Origin of the sequence: Streptomyces tendae (assembly GCF_008632955.1) — a bacterium.
Taxonomy (GTDB): domain Bacteria; phylum Actinomycetota; class Actinomycetes; order Streptomycetales; family Streptomycetaceae; genus Streptomyces.
Genome location: NZ_CP043959.1, coordinates 667,843 through 688,263, shown reverse-complemented (window position 1 = coordinate 688,263; position 20,421 = coordinate 667,843). Strand labels below are relative to the sequence as shown.

The window sequence follows — 20,421 nt, the reverse complement described above, 5'->3', positions numbered from 1 at the left end:
ACATCGTCAACACCCGTATGCACACGTGAACCTACCGGGATCAGCAGTTCGACGGAAAGATCAGGCAGTCGCGCCTCAGCCGGTTCAGGAACGCCGTGCGGGCGAACCCTCGTTGGGCGGTGTCCGGGAGTCGTCCCGCTCACCCCGCGCGAACGCCGCGGCCCACTCCCCCGGGTCGTCGAGGCCCAGCAGCCCTCCCCCCGTCGCCCAGTCCCGCGGCCGCGTCATGCCCGCTCAGTCCGCGAAGCGGAACGTCGACGTGATCGCGTCGAAGATGTCGAAGAAGGACTCCGCCAGGTCCAGGACCTGGCTGCTGCCGGCGACCAGCGCCACCTTGCCCTCCTGGCCGGGCACCGGGATGAACGTCTGCATCAGCACCGCCCGTATCGTGCGGCCCAGTTCGTCACCCGGCACCGGCACGTCCTCGACGCCGTACGTCCGGGCCGCCGGGCCGACGCCCGGGATGTCGACGGTGGTCACCTTGCGCCAGCTCTCGCCCTCCCGCTTCGCCTCCTTGACCGCGAGCTGGGCGGCGATCGCGTCCGGGTCCGTCGGCAACGGGTCGCCCTTGCTGGTGCGGCCGCCGACCAGCGACACCGTTACCGAGCCGGTGATCGGGATGTCACCCCCGAAGCTCTCCGCCATGCAACCGCAGTACAGCGCGCCCGACTTCCAGGCGTCCGCCGCGGCCTTGCGCAGGAAGGAGACGTACGTGTCCCGGTGCGGGGCCAGCTCGGGATGGGCGCGCAGCCGCTCGTTCACCATGCGGTGGATCGAGTCGTCCCGCGACTCCGGCCGCACGTCGAACTCCCACCAGGATTCCGGCACCTTGATCCGGAAACCGCCCCGTTCGACGGTCAGCGCTTCCATGTAACGGGCCATGACGCCGGCGTCCCCCTTCGCTCGATGACGTGCCGACATCGTGCCATCGCGCCGTCATCGCGTGTGGCGCGGGCCCGTCAGTCGTCGAAGGCCACCAACGTCAGCCCGCCTTCGCCACCGTCAGCAGCACCGCCGCGTCCTCCAATGCCTCCAGGCCGTGGCGGGTGTCCGGGATGACGACGAGGTCACCGGTGCGGCCCTCCCAGTCCGCGGCGCCGCTGGTGAGGCGGACGCGGCCGCGCAGGACGAGCAGGGTGGCCTCACCGGGGCTGTCGTGCTCGGCGAGGCTCGTGCCGGCGGTCAGCGCGAGCAGGGTCTGGCGCAGGGTGTGCTCGTGGCCGCCGAAGACGGTGGTGGCGCTGCGGCCGCTGGAGGCCGTGGCAGCCTGTTCCAGGTGCGTGCGGACGAGGGCGTCGAGGGAGAACTTCTGCATACGTCCAGCCTGGCCGACTCCTCCGGCCCGCGGCCAGGGCCATGTGGGCCACCGTGGCCTCCGCGATACTGACGCCGTGCCCTCGACACCGCAGCCCGTGACGCCCGACCCGCCGGAGACGATCGCGCGTCCGCTGCTCACCCAGTCCTGGCTCGACCTGACCTTCGTGCACTGGGCGGTGGACCCCGCCGACGTGGCGGGGCTGCTGCCGCCGGGCACCGTGCCCGACACCCTCGACGGGGTCACGTACGTCGGTCTCGTCGCGTTCCGTATGCACCGGGTGGGCTGGCTGCGGCTGCCGGGAGTGCCGTACCTGGGGAACTTCCCGGAGACCAACGTCCGCCTGTACTCGGTGGACGACCACGGGCGGCGCGGGGTGGTGTTCCTCTCCCTGGACGCCTCCCGGCTGATCCCGGTGCTGGTCGGCCGGCTCGGCTTCGGGATGCCGTACGTCTGGTCGCGGATGCGGGTGCGGCACGTCGACGACCGCACCGTCACGTACACCGCGTCCCGCCGCCGGCCGGGCCCGCGCGGCGCCGGTACGCGCCTCACCGTGCGGCGGGGCGAGGCCGTCGCGGAGCCGACGGAGCTGGAGCACTTCCTCACCGCCCGCTGGGGCATGCACGGCACGTTCTTCGGGCGGTCGATGTACCTGCCGAACGCCCATCCGCGCTGGTCCCTGTACCGGGCTGAGCTGCTGGAGTGCGAGGAGGACCTGGTCGCGGCGGCCGGGCTGCCGGTACCGGCCGGGGCACCGGTCAGCGTGCTGTACTCCCCGGGTGTCCCCGCCCGCTTCGGCCGTCCGGCCCGTCCGGCGGGCATCCCCACGCCGTGACGGCGGGCAGGGGCGGACGCACGCGGGGCCGGGGGCAGCGTGCCCCCGGCCCCGCGCTCCCCGGCGTACGCCTCAGATGACGCCCTGCGCCAGCATCGCGTCCGCCACCCGCTCGAAGCCGGCGATGTTGGCGCCGGTCACGTAGTCGCCGGGGGCGCCGTAGCGCTCGGCGGTCTCCGCGCAGGTGCTGTGGATGTCGGTCATGATCCGGGCCAGCTCGGCCTCGACCTGGTCGGCCTTCCAGCTGGTGCGCGACGCGTTCTGCGTCATCTCCAGCGCGCTCACCGCGACACCGCCCGCGTTGGCCGCCTTGCCGGGGCCGAAAGCGACGCCGGCCCGCTGGAAGAGCTGCACGGCCTCCGGCGTGGTCGGCATGTTCGCGCCCTCGGAGACCGCCTTCACGCCGTTGCGGATGAGGGCGTCGGCGTCGACGGCGTTCAGCTCGTTCTGCGTGGCCGACGGCAGGGCGACGTCCGCCGGGACCTCCCAGACGCGTCCGCCGGGCACGAACCGCGCGGAGGCGCCCCGGCGCTCCGCGTAGTCGCTCACCCGGCCGCGCTCCACCTCCTTGATCTGGCGCAGTAGCTCCAGGTCGATGCCCTTCTCGTCGACGACGTAGCCGCCGGAGTCGGAGCAGGTGATCGGGTTGGCGCCGAGGGCGGCGAGCTTCTGGATGGTGTAGATCGCGACGTTGCCGGAGCCTGAGACCACCGCGGTCTGCCCCATCAGGTCCTCGCCGCGGGCGCGCAGCATGGCCTCGGCGAACAGCACGTTGCCGTACCCGGTGGCCTCCGGGCGGATGAGTGAGCCGCCCCAGCCGGCGCTCTTGCCGGTGAGGACTCCGCCCTCCCAGCGGTTGGTGATGCGCCGGTACTGGCCGAAGAGGTAGCCGATCTCACGGGCGCCGACGCCGATGTCACCGGCGGGGATGTCGGTGTACTCGCCGATGTGCCGGTACAGCTCCGTCATGAACGACTGGCAGAAGCGCATGACCTCGGCGTCGCTGCGGCCCTGCGGGTCGAAGTCGCTGCCGCCCTTGCCGCCGCCGATGCCGAGCCCGGTGAGCGCGTTCTTGAAGATCTGCTCGAAGCCGAGGAACTTGATGATCCCGAGGTTCACCGAGGGGTGGAAGCGCAGGCCGCCCTTGTACGGGCCGAGAGCGCTGTTGAACTCGACGCGGAAGCCCCGGTTGACGTGCACGCGGCCGTTGTCGTCCGTCCACGGCACCCGGAACATGATCTGCCGCTCGGGTTCGACGAGCCGCTCCACGAGGCCGGGGTCGGCGTACTCGGGGCGCGCGGCGAGTACGGGGGCGAGCGTCTCCAGCACCTCACGCGCTGCCTGGTGGAACTCCGGCTCGGCCGGGTTGCGGCGCTCCACCTCGGCACGGAGCTGGTCGAGCGAGATCTTGGGGTCGGGGCGTGAGGTCACGGTGTCCCTTTCTGGCACGGCGGGCAGCCGGTTCACGGGCGCATGGGGGACCCAGGGCGGGAACCGGTGAGGAGCGCTCGGCGCCGTTGCCGCGCGCGGGACGACGGCCGCCCGTTCGTATACGACAGGACGGCCGACCCTTCCAGTGTTACTCCAGTGTTAAGCGGATACCAAGGGGCGAGCCCGATCGTCCGTTATCTGGACACCGCGTACGGAGTACGGATGCCCTGCACGGCGGGCCGGTGCGTGCTTCAGCCCTCCGAGGCGTACGTCACGAAGCGGGCCCAAGCGGCGGGCGCGACCGCGAGCCGGGGGCCGGCGGGGGCCTTGGAGTCACGGACGTGGACAGTGCGGGTGGCTATCGCGACCTCCAGGCAGGAGTCGCCGTCGGGCCCGCTGCTGTAGCTGCTCTTGAACCACTTCGGCTCGGAGGAGTCTCCGGCGGAGGCCTTGCGCATCATGTCTCTCCCAGCACGTGCTCGATGAAGGCCAGCGACTCCTCGGGCGGGAGCGCCTGGGCTCGGATGGTGCCATACCGCAGTTCCAGGACACGGAGCTGCTTCGGGTCGGAGGTGGGGCGTCCGTTGTACGCGCCGTCGGACCGGCCCATCGCCGTCCCGTCGGCGAACTTCAGGACCTCGATCCGCCCGCTCAGGCCGGGGTGGGCGCCGCTGCTGGTCGGCATCACCTGGAGGGAGACACTGCGCAACCGGCCCACCTCCAGCAGGCGTTCGAGTTGTCGACGGCACACCATTGTGCTGCCCACCCGTCGCCTGAGGGCCGCCTCTTCCAGGACGAAGCTGAGCGCGGGCGCGGGTGACCGCTCGAAGACGGACTGGCGTGCCATGCGCGCCGCCAGCACACGCTCCAGGTCCTCCTCCGAGTAGGCGGGCTGCCACGCCTCGAACAACGCCCGCGCGTGTTCCGGGGTCTGCAACAGGCCGTTGATGCTGATGCTCTCGTATACGCCGATCTCGACGGCCTGAGCCTCCAACTTGGCCAACTCACGGACCCGCCGCGGGTACCGGACCCTCTTCACGTCCTCCCACGCCGCCGCGAGCAGCCCTCCCGCCCCCAACACCTCGTCGGCCCGCTCCAGATACTCGCGCCGCGGAATCCGCTTGCCCGCCTCGACCTTGTACACGAGATCCTCCCCGTACCCGACGGCCCTCGCGAAGTCGCACACCCGCATCTCCACGGCCTCGCGCCGCAACCGCAACTGCCGCCCCACCGTGGTGATGACGGCGACGCCCCACTCGTCGTCGGGATCCACCTCCCACCCCGGCTCGTCCGCCTCCCCCACACCCCGTACGACCACGCCGTCCACCGTCATACCCACGCCCCTCCGTGCCGTCCCGCGCCGTACCGCGGCGCCCTGCCCGGACCAACGCGCCGGCGGCCCGGACAGCACCGGACAAACAACGGACGGTGACCACCGCCACCGGAACCCAGGTTCCGACGCTCCGGTGGCGCAGGCGGCTCACCAAGCAAGAACTCGGAGAGAAAACACCCCACCAAGCCCCACCCCTCCCGCCCACGGCCCGTGATCACTCGGGCGGGTGAACATCCGCCGATCAACTGGCTTTTCGAACCCTCGGCACCTCTACGCTCAGCGCAACACAACCGAAAAAGACTTCGGCCCCCGCCGGGACGGCAATCCCGAGGCGAGGGCCTGACCACCGAGGAAGTAGGGCTCTTCCTGATGGATACTGAAAACCCTAGCGCGCCCCCGCGCGCCCAGTCAGCCGACGGCGGCAATCCCACCCGTCCGCATCACCACACCGCCGGTGTCGTTCACGAGAACACCCGCCACACCACCCGCTTCGTGGTGATCGGCAACCACCTCACCCAGCACAAGGAGCTCTCGCTCCTGGCGATCGGTCTCGGCTGCCACATCCAGTCGCTGCCCACCGGCACCCTCGTCGACATCAAGAGCCTCGCCGCCCGGTTCACGGAGGGCGCCACCGTATCGCCGCCGCCCTGCGGGAGCTGGAGACCCACGGCTACCTCCGCCGCGAACGCGTCCGCACCGCCACCGGCCGGATCATCACCCGCACGATCTCCTGCAACCAGCCCGGCCACCGCCGCCGTCCGGCCGACACCGACTGCGCCGCGCCACCCCGGACCGCGCACAGACCGAGCCCCGCCCCCGCAAGGCACTCCCGGCCGTCCCCCGGCCCACCCGGGCCGCCGCCACGGCGCTTCAGCAGCAGGCCACCGACCTCCTGGCCGGCCTGCGCCACCGCGACCCCCGCCTCCTGCTGTCCGCCACCGACACCGAGCACCTCGCCCCCGGCGTCGTCGCCTGGCTGGAACGCGAGGTCACCCCCACCGCCGTACGTCACGCCCTCACCACCGACCTCCCGGACGCCCCCCTCCGCCGCCCCGCAGCGCTCCTCGCCCACCGCCTCACAGCCCAGCTGCCACCCCCCCCGTACCGCACCCCCGCCGCCCCGCCTCCCGTCCGCCACACACTCCGCACCTGCGAGACCTGCGACCGCGCCTTCCGCGCCCCGGAAACACAGACCCACTGCCGCGACTGCCGCACAGAAGCCGCCACGGCTCCCGCGTGAGCATGGAACCGCCCCGGACCGGTGACGGGCGACCGGGCCGGGGCGGCGTTGTGGGTGACCTGCGGGGACCGCTCAGTGCTTGCGGTGCTTCGGGCCCTTAGGGCCGCCCTTGCCGCAGTCGTCGTGGCGGGCGTCCTTCAGGGTGTCGCGCAGGGCGTAGTACGCCGGCTTGCGGACGAAGTCACCGGTCATGACCGTCGCCCAGCCCTCACCCTGGAAGAACACCGGGACCCAGGAGTACTTGTCGGTGAAGCCCCAGATCGTGAAGGAGTTGCAGCCGTCGACCTGAAGGCACGCCTGGAGCATCCGCTCGTAGTACTCGGCCTGCTGCTTCTCCTGCGCCGCGGTGGGCGTGCTGCCCTCCGGGACGTCCATCCGCACGTCCAGCTCGGTGATCGCGGTCTCCAGACCGAGGGCGTCGAAGCGGCGCAGGTTGTCCGTCAGGTCGCCGGGGAAGCCGTACCGCGTGCTCAGGTGGCCCTGCACGGAGAAACCGTGCACCGGCACCCGCTGCGCGCGCAGGTCCTTGATCAGGGCGTAGTAGGCGTCGCTCTTCGCGTTGACGCTCTCGACGTTGAAGTCGTTGAAGAACAGCTTCGCCTTGGGGTCGGCCTGGTGCGCCCAGCGGAACGCGTCGGCGACGATGCCCGGGCCGAGTTCGCGGATCCAGACGTTCTCCTGCGTGCGCAGGTTGCCCTGGTCGTCGAAGATCTCGTTGGCGACGTCCCACTGCTGGATCTTGCCCTTGTACCGGCCGACCACCTTGGTGATGTGCTCGCGCAGGATGCCGCGCAGCTCCGCCTTGGAGAAGTCGCCCTCCTCCAGCCAGGCCGGGTTCTGGCTGTGCCACAACAGCGTGTGTCCGCGCACGACCTGGTGGTTGCGGCGGGCGAACTCCACAATCGCGTCCGCCTGCTCGAAGTCGTAGCGGTCACGCTCGGGGTGGATGTAGTCCCACTTCATCTGGTTCTCGGGCGAGACCGAGCTGAACTCCCGCCCCAGGACCTTCCGGTACTCCTTGTCGTACGTGAAGGGGTCCGGGTAGTCCTGCTCCAGGTGGTGGCCGCCGCCCGCCACGGCGGTGCCGATCACGAAACCTTCGGGGGCTGCTGCGCGGAGCCGGTCGAACGAGGCGTGCGAGTGCGGCGGCGCCTTGGGTCCGGCCGACGGGGCGGCGGACGCCGAACCGCCCAGGAGCGGCAGGGCCAGTGCTGCGGTGGCGAGGGCCACGGTGGCGAAACGGAAGGGTCTCATGCGGGGGCTCTCATTCCCGTCGTCATTCTCGAATGTTTCGAAGCTGTATCCGAAACATTAGGGATGGGCGGACGGTACGATCCGGCCGAGCGGCGCGTCAATACCCGTGCACGCGCCGGGTTTTCCGGTTGCCCTCACCCCACCGACGGACGGATCACCTCCTCCGCCACCCACCGGGCGATTCCCTCGGGGAACGGCGCCGGCAGTCCCAGGACGACGTGCGAGAACCCCGCCTCCAGCGCCTCCCCCACCGCCTGCCGCACGGCGTCGGGCCGGCCGGTGTCGACGGGGAGGTGGATCGACCGGACGATCGACGCGGGATCGCGGCCGATGTCGGCGCAGTACCGGTCGAGCAGGGCGCTGCGGCGCAGCACGTCGGCGAGGTCGCCGCCCGGGACGTTCCACAGATCGGCGTGCTCGGCGACCACGCGCAGCGTGGCGGACGACCGCCCGCCGACGAGGATCGGCGGATGCGGGCGCTGCACCGGCTTCGGGCTGCCGAACGCCCCCGTCAGCCGGTGGTGTGCGCCGTGGAAGTCGAAGGGCTTCTCCTCCGTCCACAGCCGCTTGATCAGCGTGCAGGCCTCGGCGAGGCTCGCCACCGCCTGTGCCGGCTCCTGGAACGGCAGCCCGTGTGCCGGATACTCGCGCCACGCCTCGGGCGGATGCGGACGCGAGCCAACGCCTATGCCGAAGTCGAGCCGGCCGCCCGAGACGATGTCGACGGTCGTCGCGATCTTGGCGAGTACGGCGGGCGGCCGGAACCGGTTGCTGGTGACCATGACGCCCAGCCGCATCCGCCGGGTCTGCGCCGCGAGGGCCGACAGCAGCGTCCAGCCCTCGAACGCCGGCCCTTCGGGGTCACCCCAGATGGGCATGAGGTGGTCGAACAGCCAGGCGTGCTCGATCTCGGGCACCTCGTCCGCCTCACGCCAGACGCGGACGAGGTCGTCGTAGCCGACCTGCGAGGGCGCGGTCATGATGCCGAAGCTGGGCCGCTCGGGCCGGGCGGCCGGACGGATCGCGCCGGACGGACGTGTCGCGTCGGGCAGACGTGTCGCGTGGAGTGGTCGGGTCACGTCGGGCATGGGCCAGGGCCCCCTTCCGGTTCGGGTGGCGGTGGTCAGCGACGGCGGCGCAGGGAGGCGTCGAGCAGCGCGGGCGGGGTGTCGAACTTCTCGCCGGGGGCCAGGTCGGTACCGGGGGCGACGATCTCGTCTATCGCGTCGAGGACGTCGGCCGACAGCACGGTGTCCGCGGCGGCGAGCTGCGAGTGGAGGTGCTGGACCGTCCTGGGGCCGATGAGCGCGGCCGTCACGGCGGGGTGCGCGGTGACGAACCCGAGCGCCAGCTGGATCAGGGTGAGCCCGGCCTCGTCGGCGACCTTGCCCAGCCGCTCGACGGCGGCGTACCGGGCCTGGTTGTGCGGGAGCGAGAGGTCGAAGCGCTCCGGCAGGATCGCCGAACGGTGGGTGGCGACGTCCTGCCCCGGGCGCACCGCCCCCGACAGCCATCCCGAGGCCAGCGGGCTCCACGCCAGCACGCCCATGCCGTACTCCTCCGTCACGGGCAGGACGTGGGACTCGATGCCGCGCTGCAGGATCGAGTAGCTGGGCTGCTCGGTCACGTAGCGGCTGAGCCGGTGCTCACGGGCGGCCCACTGCGCCTGCACGATGCGGTACGCGGGGAAGGTCGAGGAGCCGAAGGAGCGGATCTTGCCCGCGCGCTGCAGGTCGGTGAGGGCCGACAGGGTCTCCTCGTCACTGGTCGTCGGGTCCCAGCGGTGCATCTGGTAGAGGTCCACGTGGTCGACGCCGAGACGGCGCAGGCTGTCGTCCAGCGCGGTGTGGATCCAGCGCCGCGAGCTGCCGCGGTGGTTGCGCTCCTCCCCCATCGGCATGGTCGCCTTCGTGGCCAGCACGATGTCGTCGCGGCGGCCGGCGATGGCCTTGCCGACCATCTCCTCGGACTCGCCTGTGCCGTACATGTCGGCGGTGTCGACGAGGTTGACGCCGGCCTCCAGGGCCGCGTCGACGATGGCGGTGGCCTCCTCCTGCGTGGTGCGTCCGATGGCGCCGAAGTTCATCGCGCCGAGCGCGAGGGTGCTGATCTGGACGCCGGTGCGGCCGAGGGTGCGGTACTGCATGCCGTGTCTCCCCACGAGTAGAATCGGAACAGCGTTCCGGTACGCCTCCTACAATACGGAACACCGTTCCGCTTTTCCAGTCCGGATGCCTTCGGACATGCGTGAGGGCCTTCGGGCAGGCGTGAGACCATGCGGTGGCCATGCGAGTGACGAAGGAAACGACGCGGTGAACCAGAGCGATGACGGGGCGGGCGCCGGCCCCTCACGGCGCAAGGACGCCCGGCGCAACAAGGAGACGCTGCTGGAGGCGGCCGCCGCGGCCTTCGTCGCGTCGGGCGTGGACGCCCCGGTGCGTGACATCGCCTCCCGGGCCGGCGTGGGTCTGGGCACCCTCTACCGGCACTTCCCGACCCGGGCGGATCTGATCATCGCCGTCTACCGGCATCAGGTCGAGGCATGCGCCGAAGCCGGCCCCGCCCTGCTGAAGTCCGCCCCCACCCCGCACGACGCCCTGCGGCAGTGGATCGACCTCTTCGTCGACTTCCTGGTCACCAAGCACGGCCTGGCCGCCGTCCTGCGCTCCGACCAGTCGGGCTTCGAGGGCCTGCACGCGTACTTCCTCGACCGGCTCGTCCCCGTCTGCACCCAGCTGCTCGACGCCGCCTCCGCGGCCGGCGAGATCCGCGTGGACATCAGCGCCCTGACTCTCATGCGCGGCGTGGGCAACCTCTGCATCGGCGCCGAGACCGACCCGGACTACGACGCCCGCCGCCTCGCCGCCACCCTGGTCGACGGCCTGCGCCGAACGCACTGACGACCGGCGAGGGACACGGTCCCGCCTCTCCGGGGAGCCACGGTGCCGGGCCCCCTCCAGCCGGGCAACACGGCGACCGACGGCAGCGCCCCGAGGGCGCGTTGGCATACGCCTGGCGGGCCTGGCGGTTATACCGCCCGATCACGCGACCGAGCGAACTGCCCGGCGCGCGTCGACGCTCGGAGCCGCTCCCGTGACAAACGAAGAGGCCCGCACGACCGAAGTCGTGCGGGCCCCTTCAGGTGCTCGCGGTAGGAGCTACCAGGTCAGAACAACAAGCTCACTTGTTGATCTTGGTGACCTGGCCGGCGCCCACGGTCCGGCCACCCTCACGGATGGCGAACTTCAGGCCCTCCTCCATGGCGACGGGCTGGATGAGCTCCACCTTCATCTCGGTGTTGTCACCCGGCATGACCATCTCGGTGCCCTCGGGGAGGGTCACGACGCCGGTCACGTCCGTCGTACGGAAGTAGAACTGCGGGCGGTAGTTGTTGAAGAAGGGGGTGTGACGGCCACCCTCGTCCTTCGACAGGATGTAGGCCTGGGCCTCGAACTCGGTGTGCGGGGTGACCGAACCGGGCTTGATGATGACCTGGCCGCGCTCGACGTCCTCGCGCTTGATGCCGCGGAGCAGCAGACCGACGTTCTCACCGGCCTGACCCTCGTCCAGCAGCTTCCGGAACATCTCGATGCCCGTGACCGTGGTGGAGGTCTTCTCCTGCTTGATGCCGATGATGTCGACGGTCTCGTTGACCTTGAGGACACCACGCTCGATGCGGCCGGTGACGACCGTACCGCGACCGGTGATGGTGAAGACGTCCTCGATCGGCATCAGGAACGGCTTGTCGACGTCGCGCTCGGGCTCCGGGATGGACTCGTCCACGGCCTTCATGAGCTCGAGGACCGAGTTGCCCCACTCCTTGTCGCCCTCGAGGGCCTTCAGAGCGGAGACCTTGACGACCGGAACGTCGTCGCCCGGGAACTCGTACTCGGAGAGGAGCTCACGCACCTCGAGCTCGACGAGCTCCAGGATCTCCTCGTCGTCCACCATGTCGGCCTTGTTCAGGGCGACGACGATGTACGGAACGCCGACCTGGCGGGCCAGGAGCACGTGCTCCTTGGTCTGCGGCATCGGGCCGTCGGTGGCCGCGACCACGAGGATGGCGCCGTCCATCTGCGCCGCACCCGTGATCATGTTCTTGATGTAGTCCGCGTGACCGGGGCAGTCGACGTGGGCGTAGTGACGCGTCTCCGTCTGGTACTCGACGTGCGCGATGGAGATGGTGATACCGCGCTGGCGCTCTTCGGGAGCCTTGTCGATCTGGTCGAAGGCCGAGGCCTCGTTCAGGTCCGGGTACGCGTCGTGCAGCACCTTGGTAATGGCGGCCGTGAGGGTCGTCTTACCGTGGTCGATGTGACCGATGGTGCCGATGTTGACGTGCGGCTTAGTCCGCTCGAACTTCGCCTTCGCCACTGGGGTCCTCCTGTGGAGTGGTTCTGTACGCCTTACTTCATCGGCGCCAGGTGATCTTTGCTGGGAAACCCGGGCCCGGGACATTCCGTCGGTGTGACGGCGGAATGCCCACTTGCAGGCTCCGGGGTCAAGCCTAAAGCGTTGATACGGAGTCCGTTAAACGGAGCCCCTTATTCGCCCTTGGCCTTCGCGATGATCTCCTCGGCGACGTTCCGCGGAACCTCGGCGTAGGAGTCGAACTGCATGGAGTAGCTGGCACGGCCGGACGTCTTGCTGCGCAGGTCGCCGACGTAACCGAACATCTCCGAGAGGGGCACGAGACCCTTCACGACGCGGGCACCGGCCCGCTCCTCCATGGCCTGGATCTGGCCACGGCGGGAGTTGATGTCGCCGATGACCTCACCCATGTAGTCCTCGGGCGTGGTGACCTCGACGGCCATCATCGGCTCCAGGAGCACGGGCGAAGCCTTGCGCGCGGCCTCCTTGAAGGCCTGCGAACCGGCGATCTTGAACGCGAGCTCGGAGGAGTCGACCTCGTGGTAGCCACCGTCGATGAGCGTGACGCGGACGCCCGTCATCTCGTAGCCGGCCAGGATGCCGAACTGCATGGCCTCCTGGGCACCGGCGTCCACCGAAGGGATGTACTCCTTCGGGATGCGGCCACCGGTCACCTTGTTCACGAACTCGTACGAGGCGTCGCCGCCCTCGATCGGCTCGATCGCGATCTGCACCTTGGCGAACTGACCGGTACCACCGGTCTGCTTCTTGTGGGTGTAGTCCACGCGCTCGACGGCCTTGCGGATCGTCTCACGGTACGCGACCTGGGGCTTGCCGACGTTGGCCTCGACCTTGAACTCACGGCGCATACGGTCGACCAGCACCTCGAGGTGCAGCTCGCCCATACCGCCGATGATGGTCTGGCCGGTCTCCTCGTCCGAGTGGACCTGGAACGACGGGTCCTCCTCGGCGAGCCGCTGGATCGCGACGCCGAGCTTCTCCTGGTCGCCCTTCGACTTGGGCTCGATGGCGACCTGGATGACCGGCGCCGGGAAGTCCATGGACTCCAGGATGACCGGGCTCTTGTCGTCGGACAGCGTCTCACCGGTGGTGGTCTGCTTCAGGCCCATGACGGCGACGATGTCACCGGCGCCCACCGACTCGATCTCCTCACGCTTGTTGGCGTGCATGCGGTAGATCTTGCCGATGCGCTCCTTCTTGCCCTTCACGGAGTTCAGCACCTGGGTGCCGGACTCCAGACGGCCGGAGTACACACGGACGAAGGTGAGCTTGCCGAGGTGCGGGTCGCTCATGATCTTGAACGCGAGCGCGGCGAGGGGCTCCTCGTCCGACGGCTTGCGCGCGACGACCTTCTCCGCGTCCTTGGGGTCGTGGCCCTCGATGGCCTCGACGTCCAGCGGGGAGGGCAGGTAGCGCACGACGGCGTCGAGCAGGGGCTGCACGCCCTTGTTCTTGAACGCGGTGCCGCAGAACACGGGGGTGACGGTGGTGCCGTCGCCCTTGCCGGAGGCGATGGTGATACGACGGATCGCCGCGTACAGCTGCTCCACGGAGGGCTCCTGGCCCTCGAGGTACAGCTCCATCAGCTCTTCGTCGTTCTCCGCGACAGCCTCGAGCAGCTTGCCGCGCCACTCCTCGGCGGCCTCGGTGTGCGTGGCCGGGATGTCGACGACGTCGTACATCTCGCCCTTGGCCGCCTCGGCGGACCACACGAAGGCCTTCATCGTCACGAGGTCGACGACACCCTGGAAGTCGGCCTCGGCACCGATGGGCAGCTGCATGACGAGCGGCTGCGCACCCAGGCGGTCGCTGATCATGTCGACGCAGCGGTGGAACTCGGCACCGGTGCGGTCGAGCTTGTTGACGAAGCAGATACGCGGCACGCCGTAGCGGTCCGCCTGACGCCACACGGTCTCGGACTGGGGCTCGACGCCGGCGACGCCGTCGAACACCGTCACGGCACCGTCGAGCACGCGCAGGGAACGCTCCACCTCGACGGTGAAGTCGACGTGGCCCGGCGTGTCGATGATGTTGATGGTGTGGTCGACGTCTTCCAGCGGCCAGTGGCAGGTGGTGGCAGCAGAGGTGATCGTGATGCCACGCTCCTGCTCCTGCTCCATCCAGTCCATGGTGGCAGCGCCGTCGTGGACCTCACCGATCTTGTAGGAAACGCCGGTGTAGAACAGGATCCGCTCGGTGGTCGTCGTCTTGCCCGCGTCGATGTGGGCCATGATCCCGATGTTGCGGACCCTGGCCAGGTCAAGCGAAGTGGTAGCCATAAGGCTTCAGTCTTCTCTCGGTCTCGATGGGGTCTGCGACTACCAGCGGTAGTGCGCGAAGGCCTTGTTGGACTCGGCCATCTTGTGCGTGTCCTCACGCTTCTTCACAGCGGCACCCAGGCCGTTGCTGGCGTCGAGGAGCTCGTTCAGCAGACGCTCGGTCATGGTCTTCTCGCGACGGGCGCGGGAGTAACCGACCAGCCAGCGCAGCGCCAGCGTGTTGGCACGGCCGGGCTTGACCTCGACCGGGACCTGGTAGGTGGCACCACCGACACGGCGGGACTTGACCTCGAGGGTCGGCTTGATGTTCTCAAGAGCGCGCTTCAGCGTGATGACCGGGTCGTTGCCGGTCTTCTCGCGCAGGCCCTCCATGGCGCCGTACACGATGCGCTCGGCGGTGGAGCGCTTGCCGTTCAGCAGCACCTTGTTGATCAGGGAGGTCACCAGAGGAGAACCGTAGACCGGGTCGATGATGACCGGGCGCTTCGGGGCGGGGCCCTTACGAGGCATTCTTACTTCTCCTTCTTGGCGCCGTAACGGCTGCGAGCCTGCTTGCGGTTCTTGACACCCTGGGTGTCGAGCGAGCCGCGGATGATCTTGTAGCGAACACCCGGCAGGTCCTTCACACGGCCGCCGCGCACGAGCACGATGGAGTGCTCCTGCAGGTTGTGTCCCTCACCCGGAATGTAGGCGGTGACCTCGATCCCGCTGGTCAGACGCACACGCGCGACCTTACGCAGGGCCGAGTTCGGCTTCTTCGGGGTGGTCGTGAACACACGCGTGCAGACGCCGCGACGCTGAGGGGAACCCTCGAGTGCGGGCGTCTTGTTCTTCTCGACCTTGTCCTGCCGGCCCTTCCGGACCAGCTGCTGGATCGTAGGCACTACTTCTCCGGTTTCTGTGTGCCGATGGGTACAGCTAACCTGGAACATCTCCGACCCACGCGGTCGGGTGTGTCGAATCCGGCGGACTCCCACCGCAAGGCAGAAGGAAGCGCTGAATCGCGGTGGCCGTTATGCGGCCCCCGGTGCGGTGTGATGGCACGCACGAAGGCCAGGGCACACCCCAGGCACAAGGACTGAGCGTACCTACCTCATGGACTCCGGTCAAAACAAATGGAGCGAGGCTCGACACGCCCGACTTCTTGCGGTTCCTCCTGCCGCCTCCCGTGCATCCCCCGGCGGGGCTTCTGAATCGGTCCCGGGCCGCCCGCGCCACCCGGCCGCCGGCCGGCCATGCCGTCGTCGCAGCGGGCCCGGGAGTAGCCGGAGCCGGGGCTCCGACCGGGGCGGCCGTCTGCCGGTCCGGAGGAGGTTGAGCGCGCAGTTCCCTGGCCCGCTGCGGCTCCCCCGCCCGCGCCGCCCGACGGCACGACTCCCCGCGGACGACCCGTCCCCGCAGGGAAGCGGGGAACTGCACGCCCAACCCCCACCGACCCGCCGGAAGGGCACCACCCGCGCCCACCCGTGCCCTCATGGCGCGACTGCCCGCAAGGGGACGCCCCCCGGGCAGGGAAGCGGGGAACTGCGCGCCCAACCCCCACCGACCCGCCGGAAGGGCACCACCCGCGCCCACGCGCGCCCTCCCCCGGGCCACGATCGCCCGCGGCGACGCACCCCCGCAGCGGGCCGTGGAACGGCTGGTACGCGCCGTGCGTCGGCCGGCACGCCGCCGGTCGATGCCGTCAGCCCGAGGTCGCCACCACGGCCAGCAGTCCGAACAGCCCCAGGAAGATCAGCCAGCCGGCCAGCGAGAGCCAGCCCAGCACCAGCCCGGTCAGCGCCAGGCCGTCACCGCTCTCGCCGGTGCGGCGTATCTCCGACTGCGCCATGTGCCCGAGGATCACGGCCGGGAGCCCGGTGAGGCCGCCGGTGGCCACGCACAACACCCCACAGACCATGGAGGCGAGTGCCTTGCCGTTGGTCCGGGGCTGCGGCCGGGGCAGGAACGTCGGGGGCACCGGACCCTGGACGGTCGTCAGCGGCTGGGGCATCGGGCCCTGCGGCAGATCGGCCACCAGCAGCGACAGCTCGGCCACCGTGCGGGCCGAGTAGGCGCGCGCCACCCGCTTCTCGAACTCCGGGTGGTCCAGCCGGCCCTCGCCGTACCCGGCGCGCAGGACGTCCACCGCCCGCTCCCGGTCGGCGTGGGAGGCCAGCATCGACGGGGCACCGGGTCCCTGCAGGGGGTTGCCCTGCCACGGAGTCGGATACGACACGGCTGCCTCCCCAGGGCCGGGACGGACACGTCCCAGTATGAGTTTTCACCCTCTTGAACGCACCGCGCGGGCCCTTCGGTTCCACGGAGGCCCCCGCTGCGGGGGATGCGGACACGCCGAAGGGCGGCCACCCGCACGGGGTGACCGCCCTTCGGTTCAGGCGACTCGCTTACTGGTTGTACGGACCGTAGTCGTAGTCCTCCAGCGGAACGGCCTGGCCGGAGCCGGTGCCGAACGGCGAGTAGTCGATGTCGTCGTAGCCGACGGCCGAGTACATCGCGGCCTTGGCCTCCTCGGTCGGCTCGACCCGGATGTTGCGGTAGCGGGACAGACCCGTACCGGCCGGGATGAGCTTACCGATGATGACGTTCTCCTTGAGGCCGATGAGGCTGTCGGACTTGGCGTTGATCGCCGCGTCCGTCAGCACTCGGGTCGTCTCCTGGAAGGAGGCGGCCGACAGCCAGGACTCCGTCGCCAGCGAGGCCTTGGTGATACCCATCAGCTGCGGACGGCCGGAGGCGGGGTGACCGCCCTCCTGGACCACACGACGGTTCTCCTGCTCGAACTTCGAGCGCTCGACCAGCTCGCCGGGCAGCAGCTCCGCGTCGCCCGACTCGATGATCGTCACCCGGCGCAGCATCTGCCGGATGATGATCTCGATGTGCTTGTCGTGGATCGACACACCCTGCGAGTTGTAGACCTTCTGGACCTCGCCGACCAGGTGGACCTGGACGGCACGCTGACCCAGGATGCGCAGCACGTCGTGCGGGTTGGTGGCACCCACGGTGAGCTGCTGGCCCACCTCGACGTGCTCGCCCTCGGAGACCAGAACCTTGGCGCGCTTCGAGATCGGGTACGCCGTCTCGTCGCTGCCGTCGTCCGGAGTGACGACGAGCTTCTTCGTCTTCTCCGTCTCCTCGATCCGCACGCGGCCGGAGGCCTCGGAGATCGGGGCGACACCCTTCGGGGTACGGGCCTCGAAGAGCTCGACGACACGCGGCAGACCCTGGGTGATGTCGTCACCGGCCACACCACCGGTGTGGAAGGTACGCATCGTCAGCTGGGTGCCGGGCTCACCGATGGACTGGGCGGCGATGATGCCGACCGCCTCACCGATGTCGACCAGCTTGCCGGTGGCCAGCGAACGGCCGTAGCACATCGCGCAGGTGCCGACGGCGGACTCGCAGGTCAGGACCGAACGGGTCTTGACCTCCTCGACGCCGCGGGAGACGAGCTCCTCGATGAGGACGTCGCCCAGGTCGGTGCCGGCCGGGGCCAGCACCTGACCGTCGACCACGATGTCCTCGGCGAGGCAGCGCGCGTACACGGACGTCTCGACGTCCTCGGCCTTGCGCAGCACGCCGTCCGCGTCGCGGCCCGCGATCTTGAGGCGCAGACCGCGGTCGGTGCCGCAGTCCTCCTCGCGGATGATGACGTCCTGGGAGACGTCGACCAGACGACGGGTGAGGTAACCCGAGTCGGCGGTACGCAGAGCGGTGTCCGCCAGACCCTTACGGGCACCGTGCGTGGAGATGAAGTACTCCAGCACGGACAGGCCCTCACGGAACGACGCCTTGATCGGACGCGGGATCGTCTCGTTCTTCGCGTTCGACACCAGACCACGCATACCGGCGATCTGACGCATCTGCATCATGTTGCCTCGTGCACCCGAGTTCACCATCATGAAGATCGGGTTGGTCTTCGGGAAGTTGTCGTTCATCGCCTCGGCGACCTCGTTGGTCGCCTTGGTCCAGATCGCGATGAGCTCCTGCGTGCGCTCGTCCTTGGTGATCAGACCGCGCTCGTACTGCTTCTGGACCTTCTCGTCCTGCGCCTCGTAGCCCTTGACGATCTCCTTCTTCGCCTCGGGAACGACGACGTCGGAGATGGCCACGGTGACACCGGAACGGGTGGCCCAGTAGAAGCCGGACGCCTTCAGGTTGTCGAGCGTCGCCGCCACGATGACCTTCGGGTAGCGCTCGGCGAGGTCGTTGACGATCTCGGAGAGCTGCTTCTTGCCGACCTCGTAGTCGACGAACGGGTAGTCCTCGGGCAGCAGCTCGTTGAAGAGCGCGCGGCCCAGGGTGGTGTTCAGGCGGAACGGGTCGCCCTGCTGCCACTCGGAGCCGCCCTCGGGCTCGCCGTCCTCGCCCACCGGCGGGGTCCAGCCGCGCGGCGGGATAGTGCCGACCGGGAAGCGGATGTCGATCTTCGACTGGAGCGACAGCTCGCCCGCGTCGAAGGCCATGATCGCCTCCGCGACCGAGGCGAAGGAACGGCCCTCGCCCTTGAGGTCGCGCATCTCGCCGTCGGTGGTGAGGAAGAACAGACCGAGGACCATGTCCTGGGTCGGCATCGTCACCGGGCGGCCGTCGGCCGGCTTGAGGATGTTGTTCGAGGACAGCATCAGGATGCGGGCCTCGGCCTGCGCCTCCGCGGACAGCGGCAGGTGCACGGCCATCTGGTCACCGTCGAAGTCCGCGTTGAACGCGGTGCAGACGAGCGGGTGGATCTGGATGGCCTTGCCCTCGACCAGCTGCGGCTCGAAGGCCTGGATGCCGAGGCGGTGCAGCGTGGGCGCACGGTTCAGCAGAACCGGGTGCTCCGCGATGACCTCTTCCAGCACGTCGTACACGACCGTGCGGCCGCGCTCGACCATGCGCTTGGCCGACTTGATGTTCTGCGCGTGGTTCAGGTCGACCAGGCGCTTCATCACGAACGGCTTGAACAGCTCCAGCGCCATCGCCTTCGGCAGACCGCACTGGTGCAGCTTCAGCTGCGGACCGACGACGATCACGGAACGCGCGGAGTAGTCCACACGCTTGCCGAGCAGGTTCTGACGGAAGCGGCCCTGCTTGCCCTTGAGCATGTCGGACAGCGACTTCAGCGGACGGTTGCCGGGGCCCGTCACCGGGCGGCCACGACGACCGTTGTCGAAGAGCGCGTCCACGGCCTCCTGGAGCATGCGCTTCTCGTTGTTCACGATGATCTCGGGCGCGCCGAGGTCGAGAAGCCGCTTCAGGCGGTTGTTGCGGTTGATGACACGGCGGTACAGGTCGTTCAGGTCGGAGGTCGCGAAGCGGCCACCGTCCAGCTGCACCATCGGACGCAGGTCCGGCGGGATGACCGGGACGCAGTCCAGGACCATGCCCTTGGGGCTGTTGGAGGTCTGCAGGAACGCGGAGACGACCTTCAGCCGCTTCAGGGCGCGGGTCTTCTTCTGGCCCTTGCCGGTGCGGATGATCTCGCGGAGCTTCTCGGCCTCCTCGTCGAGGTCGAAGGACTCCAGGCGCTTCTGCAGCGCCGCGGCACCCATCGAGCCGTCGAAGTACGTGCCGAAGCGGTCGCGCAGCTCGCGGTAGAGCAGCTCGTCGCCCTCGAGGTCCTGGACCTTGAGGTTCTTGAACCGGTTCCACACCTCGTCGAGGCGGTCGATCTCGCGCTGCGCACGGTCACGCAGCTGCTTCATCTCGCGCTCGGCACCCTCGCGCACCTTGCGGCGCACGTCGGCCTTGGCGCCCTCGGCCTCCAGCTCGGCCAGATCGGTCTCGAGCTTCTTGGCGCGGGCCTCCAGGTCGGCGTCCCGGCGGTTCTCGATCTGCTGGCGCTCGACGGAGACGTGGGCCTCCAGCGAGGGCAGGTCGCGGGTACGACGCTCCTCGTCCACGTACGTGATCATGTACGCGGCGAAGTAGATGACCTTCTCGAGGTCCTTGGGAGCCAGGTCGAGCAGGTAGCCCAGACGGCTCGGGACACCCTTGAAGTACCAGATGTGCGTGACGGGCGCGGCCAGCTCGATGTGGCCCATCCGCTCACGGCGTACCTTGGCGCGGGTGACCTCGACGCCACAGCGCTCACAGATGATGCCCTTGAAGCGGACGCGCTTGTACTTGCCGCAGTAGCACTCCCAGTCCCGGGTCGGACCGAAGATCTTCTCGCAGAAGAGTCCGTCCTTTTCGGGCTTGAGGGTGCGGTAGTTGATGGTCTCGGGCTTCTTGACCTCGCCGTGGCTCCACTGACGGATGTCGTCAGCGGTGGCCAGACCGATCCGGAGCTCGTCGAAGAAGTTGACGTCGAGCACTATGCGTCAATCCCTCTCAGGGTTGTAAGTCATGGGGTCTGAA

At 69.4% G+C, this 20,421-nt stretch carries 17 protein-coding genes and 1 pseudogene; 3 read left to right on the top strand and 15 right to left on the bottom strand.

Annotation, left to right across the window (positions count from 1 at the left end; all coding sequences use genetic code 11):
- Positions 1-84: 84 nt before the first annotated feature.
- The 3 genes from F3L20_RS33895 to F3L20_RS03310 form a co-directional block, all read right to left on the bottom strand.
- On the bottom strand, positions 85-228 hold the full coding sequence (locus tag F3L20_RS33895) for a hypothetical protein (protein WP_167534419.1): 144 nt from the start codon (positions 226-228) through the stop codon (positions 85-87).
- Between the two features lie 6 nt (positions 229-234).
- Positions 235-882, bottom strand: coding sequence for a hypothetical protein (locus tag F3L20_RS03315; protein WP_150152066.1), 648 nt, complete (start codon positions 880-882; stop codon positions 235-237).
- Positions 883-982: 100 nt separating this feature from the next.
- Complete coding sequence (locus tag F3L20_RS03310) at positions 983-1,315, bottom strand: cupin domain-containing protein (RefSeq protein ID WP_150152063.1); 333 nt, start codon at positions 1,313-1,315, stop codon at positions 983-985.
- A gap of 76 nt (positions 1,316-1,391) precedes the next feature.
- Here F3L20_RS03310 and F3L20_RS03305 point away from each other — a divergent pair, with 76 nt between their 5' ends.
- Entirely contained in the window at positions 1,392-2,150 is a 759-nt protein-coding gene (locus F3L20_RS03305; RefSeq protein WP_150152060.1) for a YqjF family protein, read from the top strand.
- 72 nt (positions 2,151-2,222) lie between these two features.
- On the opposite strand, the gene gdhA is transcribed toward F3L20_RS03305, so the two are convergent.
- The 3 genes from gdhA to F3L20_RS03290 all read right to left on the bottom strand — a co-directional run bounded on the left by gdhA (position 2,223) and on the right by F3L20_RS03290 (position 4,914).
- Positions 2,223-3,581, bottom strand: coding sequence for an NADP-specific glutamate dehydrogenase (gene gdhA / locus F3L20_RS03300; protein ID WP_167534453.1), 1,359 nt, complete (start codon positions 3,579-3,581; stop codon positions 2,223-2,225).
- A 251-nt stretch (positions 3,582-3,832) separates the two neighbouring features.
- Positions 3,833-4,042: a DUF397 domain-containing protein gene (locus F3L20_RS03295; RefSeq protein WP_150152057.1), complete on the bottom strand. Its 210-nt coding sequence runs from the start codon at positions 4,040-4,042 to the stop codon at positions 3,833-3,835.
- The gene (locus tag F3L20_RS03290; protein WP_150152054.1) at positions 4,039-4,914 is read right to left on the bottom strand and encodes a helix-turn-helix domain-containing protein; all 876 of its coding nucleotides are present in this window, start codon (positions 4,912-4,914) and stop codon (positions 4,039-4,041) included. Before F3L20_RS03290 ends, F3L20_RS03295 begins: the two co-directional genes overlap by 4 nt.
- Before the next feature lie 369 nt (positions 4,915-5,283).
- Between F3L20_RS03290 and F3L20_RS34395 the strand changes: the two are divergent.
- Positions 5,284-6,154: pseudogene (locus tag F3L20_RS34395) on the top strand (helix-turn-helix domain-containing protein).
- Between the two features lie 72 nt (positions 6,155-6,226).
- On the opposite strand, the gene F3L20_RS03280 reads toward F3L20_RS34395, so the two are convergent.
- From F3L20_RS03280 to F3L20_RS03270, 3 genes are all read right to left on the bottom strand, one after another.
- Complete coding sequence (locus tag F3L20_RS03280; RefSeq protein WP_150152050.1) at positions 6,227-7,408, bottom strand: endo-1,4-beta-xylanase; 1,182 nt, start codon at positions 7,406-7,408, stop codon at positions 6,227-6,229.
- 134 nt (positions 7,409-7,542) lie between these two features.
- On the bottom strand, positions 7,543-8,388 hold the full coding sequence (locus F3L20_RS03275) for an LLM class flavin-dependent oxidoreductase (RefSeq protein WP_150157202.1): 846 nt from the start codon (positions 8,386-8,388) through the stop codon (positions 7,543-7,545).
- Positions 8,389-8,531: 143 nt separating this feature from the next.
- Positions 8,532-9,554 (bottom strand): aldo/keto reductase, encoded by a 1,023-nt coding sequence (locus F3L20_RS03270; protein ID WP_150152047.1) that lies wholly within the window; start codon positions 9,552-9,554, stop codon positions 8,532-8,534.
- Between the two features lie 166 nt (positions 9,555-9,720).
- Here F3L20_RS03270 and F3L20_RS03265 point away from each other — a divergent pair, with 166 nt between their 5' ends.
- Positions 9,721-10,308 (top strand): TetR/AcrR family transcriptional regulator, encoded by a 588-nt coding sequence (locus F3L20_RS03265; protein ID WP_145829788.1) that lies wholly within the window; start codon positions 9,721-9,723, stop codon positions 10,306-10,308.
- A gap of 280 nt (positions 10,309-10,588) precedes the next feature.
- Here F3L20_RS03265 and tuf read toward each other — a convergent pair whose 3' ends face one another.
- The 6 genes from tuf to F3L20_RS03235 form a co-directional block, all read right to left on the bottom strand.
- A complete protein-coding gene (gene tuf / locus F3L20_RS03260; RefSeq protein WP_024883185.1) occupies positions 10,589-11,782 on the bottom strand; it encodes an elongation factor Tu in 1,194 nt (397 codons plus the stop codon).
- A gap of 170 nt (positions 11,783-11,952) precedes the next feature.
- Entirely contained in the window at positions 11,953-14,079 is a 2,127-nt protein-coding gene (gene fusA / locus F3L20_RS03255) for an elongation factor G (RefSeq protein ID WP_145829787.1), read from the bottom strand.
- 39 nt (positions 14,080-14,118) lie between these two features.
- Complete coding sequence (gene rpsG / locus F3L20_RS03250) at positions 14,119-14,589, bottom strand: 30S ribosomal protein S7 (protein ID WP_003998848.1); 471 nt, start codon at positions 14,587-14,589, stop codon at positions 14,119-14,121.
- Positions 14,590-14,591: 2 nt separating this feature from the next.
- Positions 14,592-14,963: a 30S ribosomal protein S12 gene (gene rpsL / locus F3L20_RS03245; protein ID WP_003948652.1), complete on the bottom strand. Its 372-nt coding sequence runs from the start codon at positions 14,961-14,963 to the stop codon at positions 14,592-14,594.
- An 800-nt stretch (positions 14,964-15,763) separates the two neighbouring features.
- Positions 15,764-16,297 carry a DUF1707 and DUF4190 domain-containing protein gene (locus F3L20_RS03240; RefSeq protein ID WP_150152044.1) on the bottom strand — a complete coding sequence of 178 codons (534 nt, stop codon included), beginning with the start codon at positions 16,295-16,297 and terminating at the stop codon, positions 15,764-15,766.
- A gap of 169 nt (positions 16,298-16,466) precedes the next feature.
- Entirely contained in the window at positions 16,467-20,378 is a 3,912-nt protein-coding gene (locus tag F3L20_RS03235; RefSeq protein ID WP_145829785.1) for a DNA-directed RNA polymerase subunit beta', read from the bottom strand.
- Positions 20,379-20,421: the final 43 nt, after the last annotated feature.

Coding starts and splice junctions, on each gene's coding strand:
- F3L20_RS33895 (WP_167534419.1), bottom strand. CDS start 228: ATGACGCGGCCGCGGGACTGGGCGACGGGGGGAGGGCTGCTGGGCCTC.
- F3L20_RS03315 (WP_150152066.1), bottom strand. CDS start 882: ATGGCCCGTTACATGGAAGCGCTGACCGTCGAACGGGGCGGTTTCCGG.
- F3L20_RS03310 (WP_150152063.1), bottom strand. CDS start 1,315: ATGCAGAAGTTCTCCCTCGACGCCCTCGTCCGCACGCACCTGGAACAG.
- F3L20_RS03295 (WP_150152057.1), bottom strand. CDS start 4,042: ATGATGCGCAAGGCCTCCGCCGGAGACTCCTCCGAGCCGAAGTGGTTC.
- F3L20_RS03290 (WP_150152054.1), bottom strand. CDS start 4,914: ATGACGGTGGACGGCGTGGTCGTACGGGGTGTGGGGGAGGCGGACGAG.
- F3L20_RS03280 (WP_150152050.1), bottom strand. CDS start 7,408: ATGAGACCCTTCCGTTTCGCCACCGTGGCCCTCGCCACCGCAGCACTG.
- F3L20_RS03275 (WP_150157202.1), bottom strand. CDS start 8,388: ATGACCGCGCCCTCGCAGGTCGGCTACGACGACCTCGTCCGCGTCTGG.
- F3L20_RS03270 (WP_150152047.1), bottom strand. CDS start 9,554: ATGCAGTACCGCACCCTCGGCCGCACCGGCGTCCAGATCAGCACCCTC.
- fusA (WP_145829787.1), bottom strand. CDS start 14,079: ATGGCTACCACTTCGCTTGACCTGGCCAGGGTCCGCAACATCGGGATC.
- rpsG (WP_003998848.1), bottom strand. CDS start 14,589: ATGCCTCGTAAGGGCCCCGCCCCGAAGCGCCCGGTCATCATCGACCCG.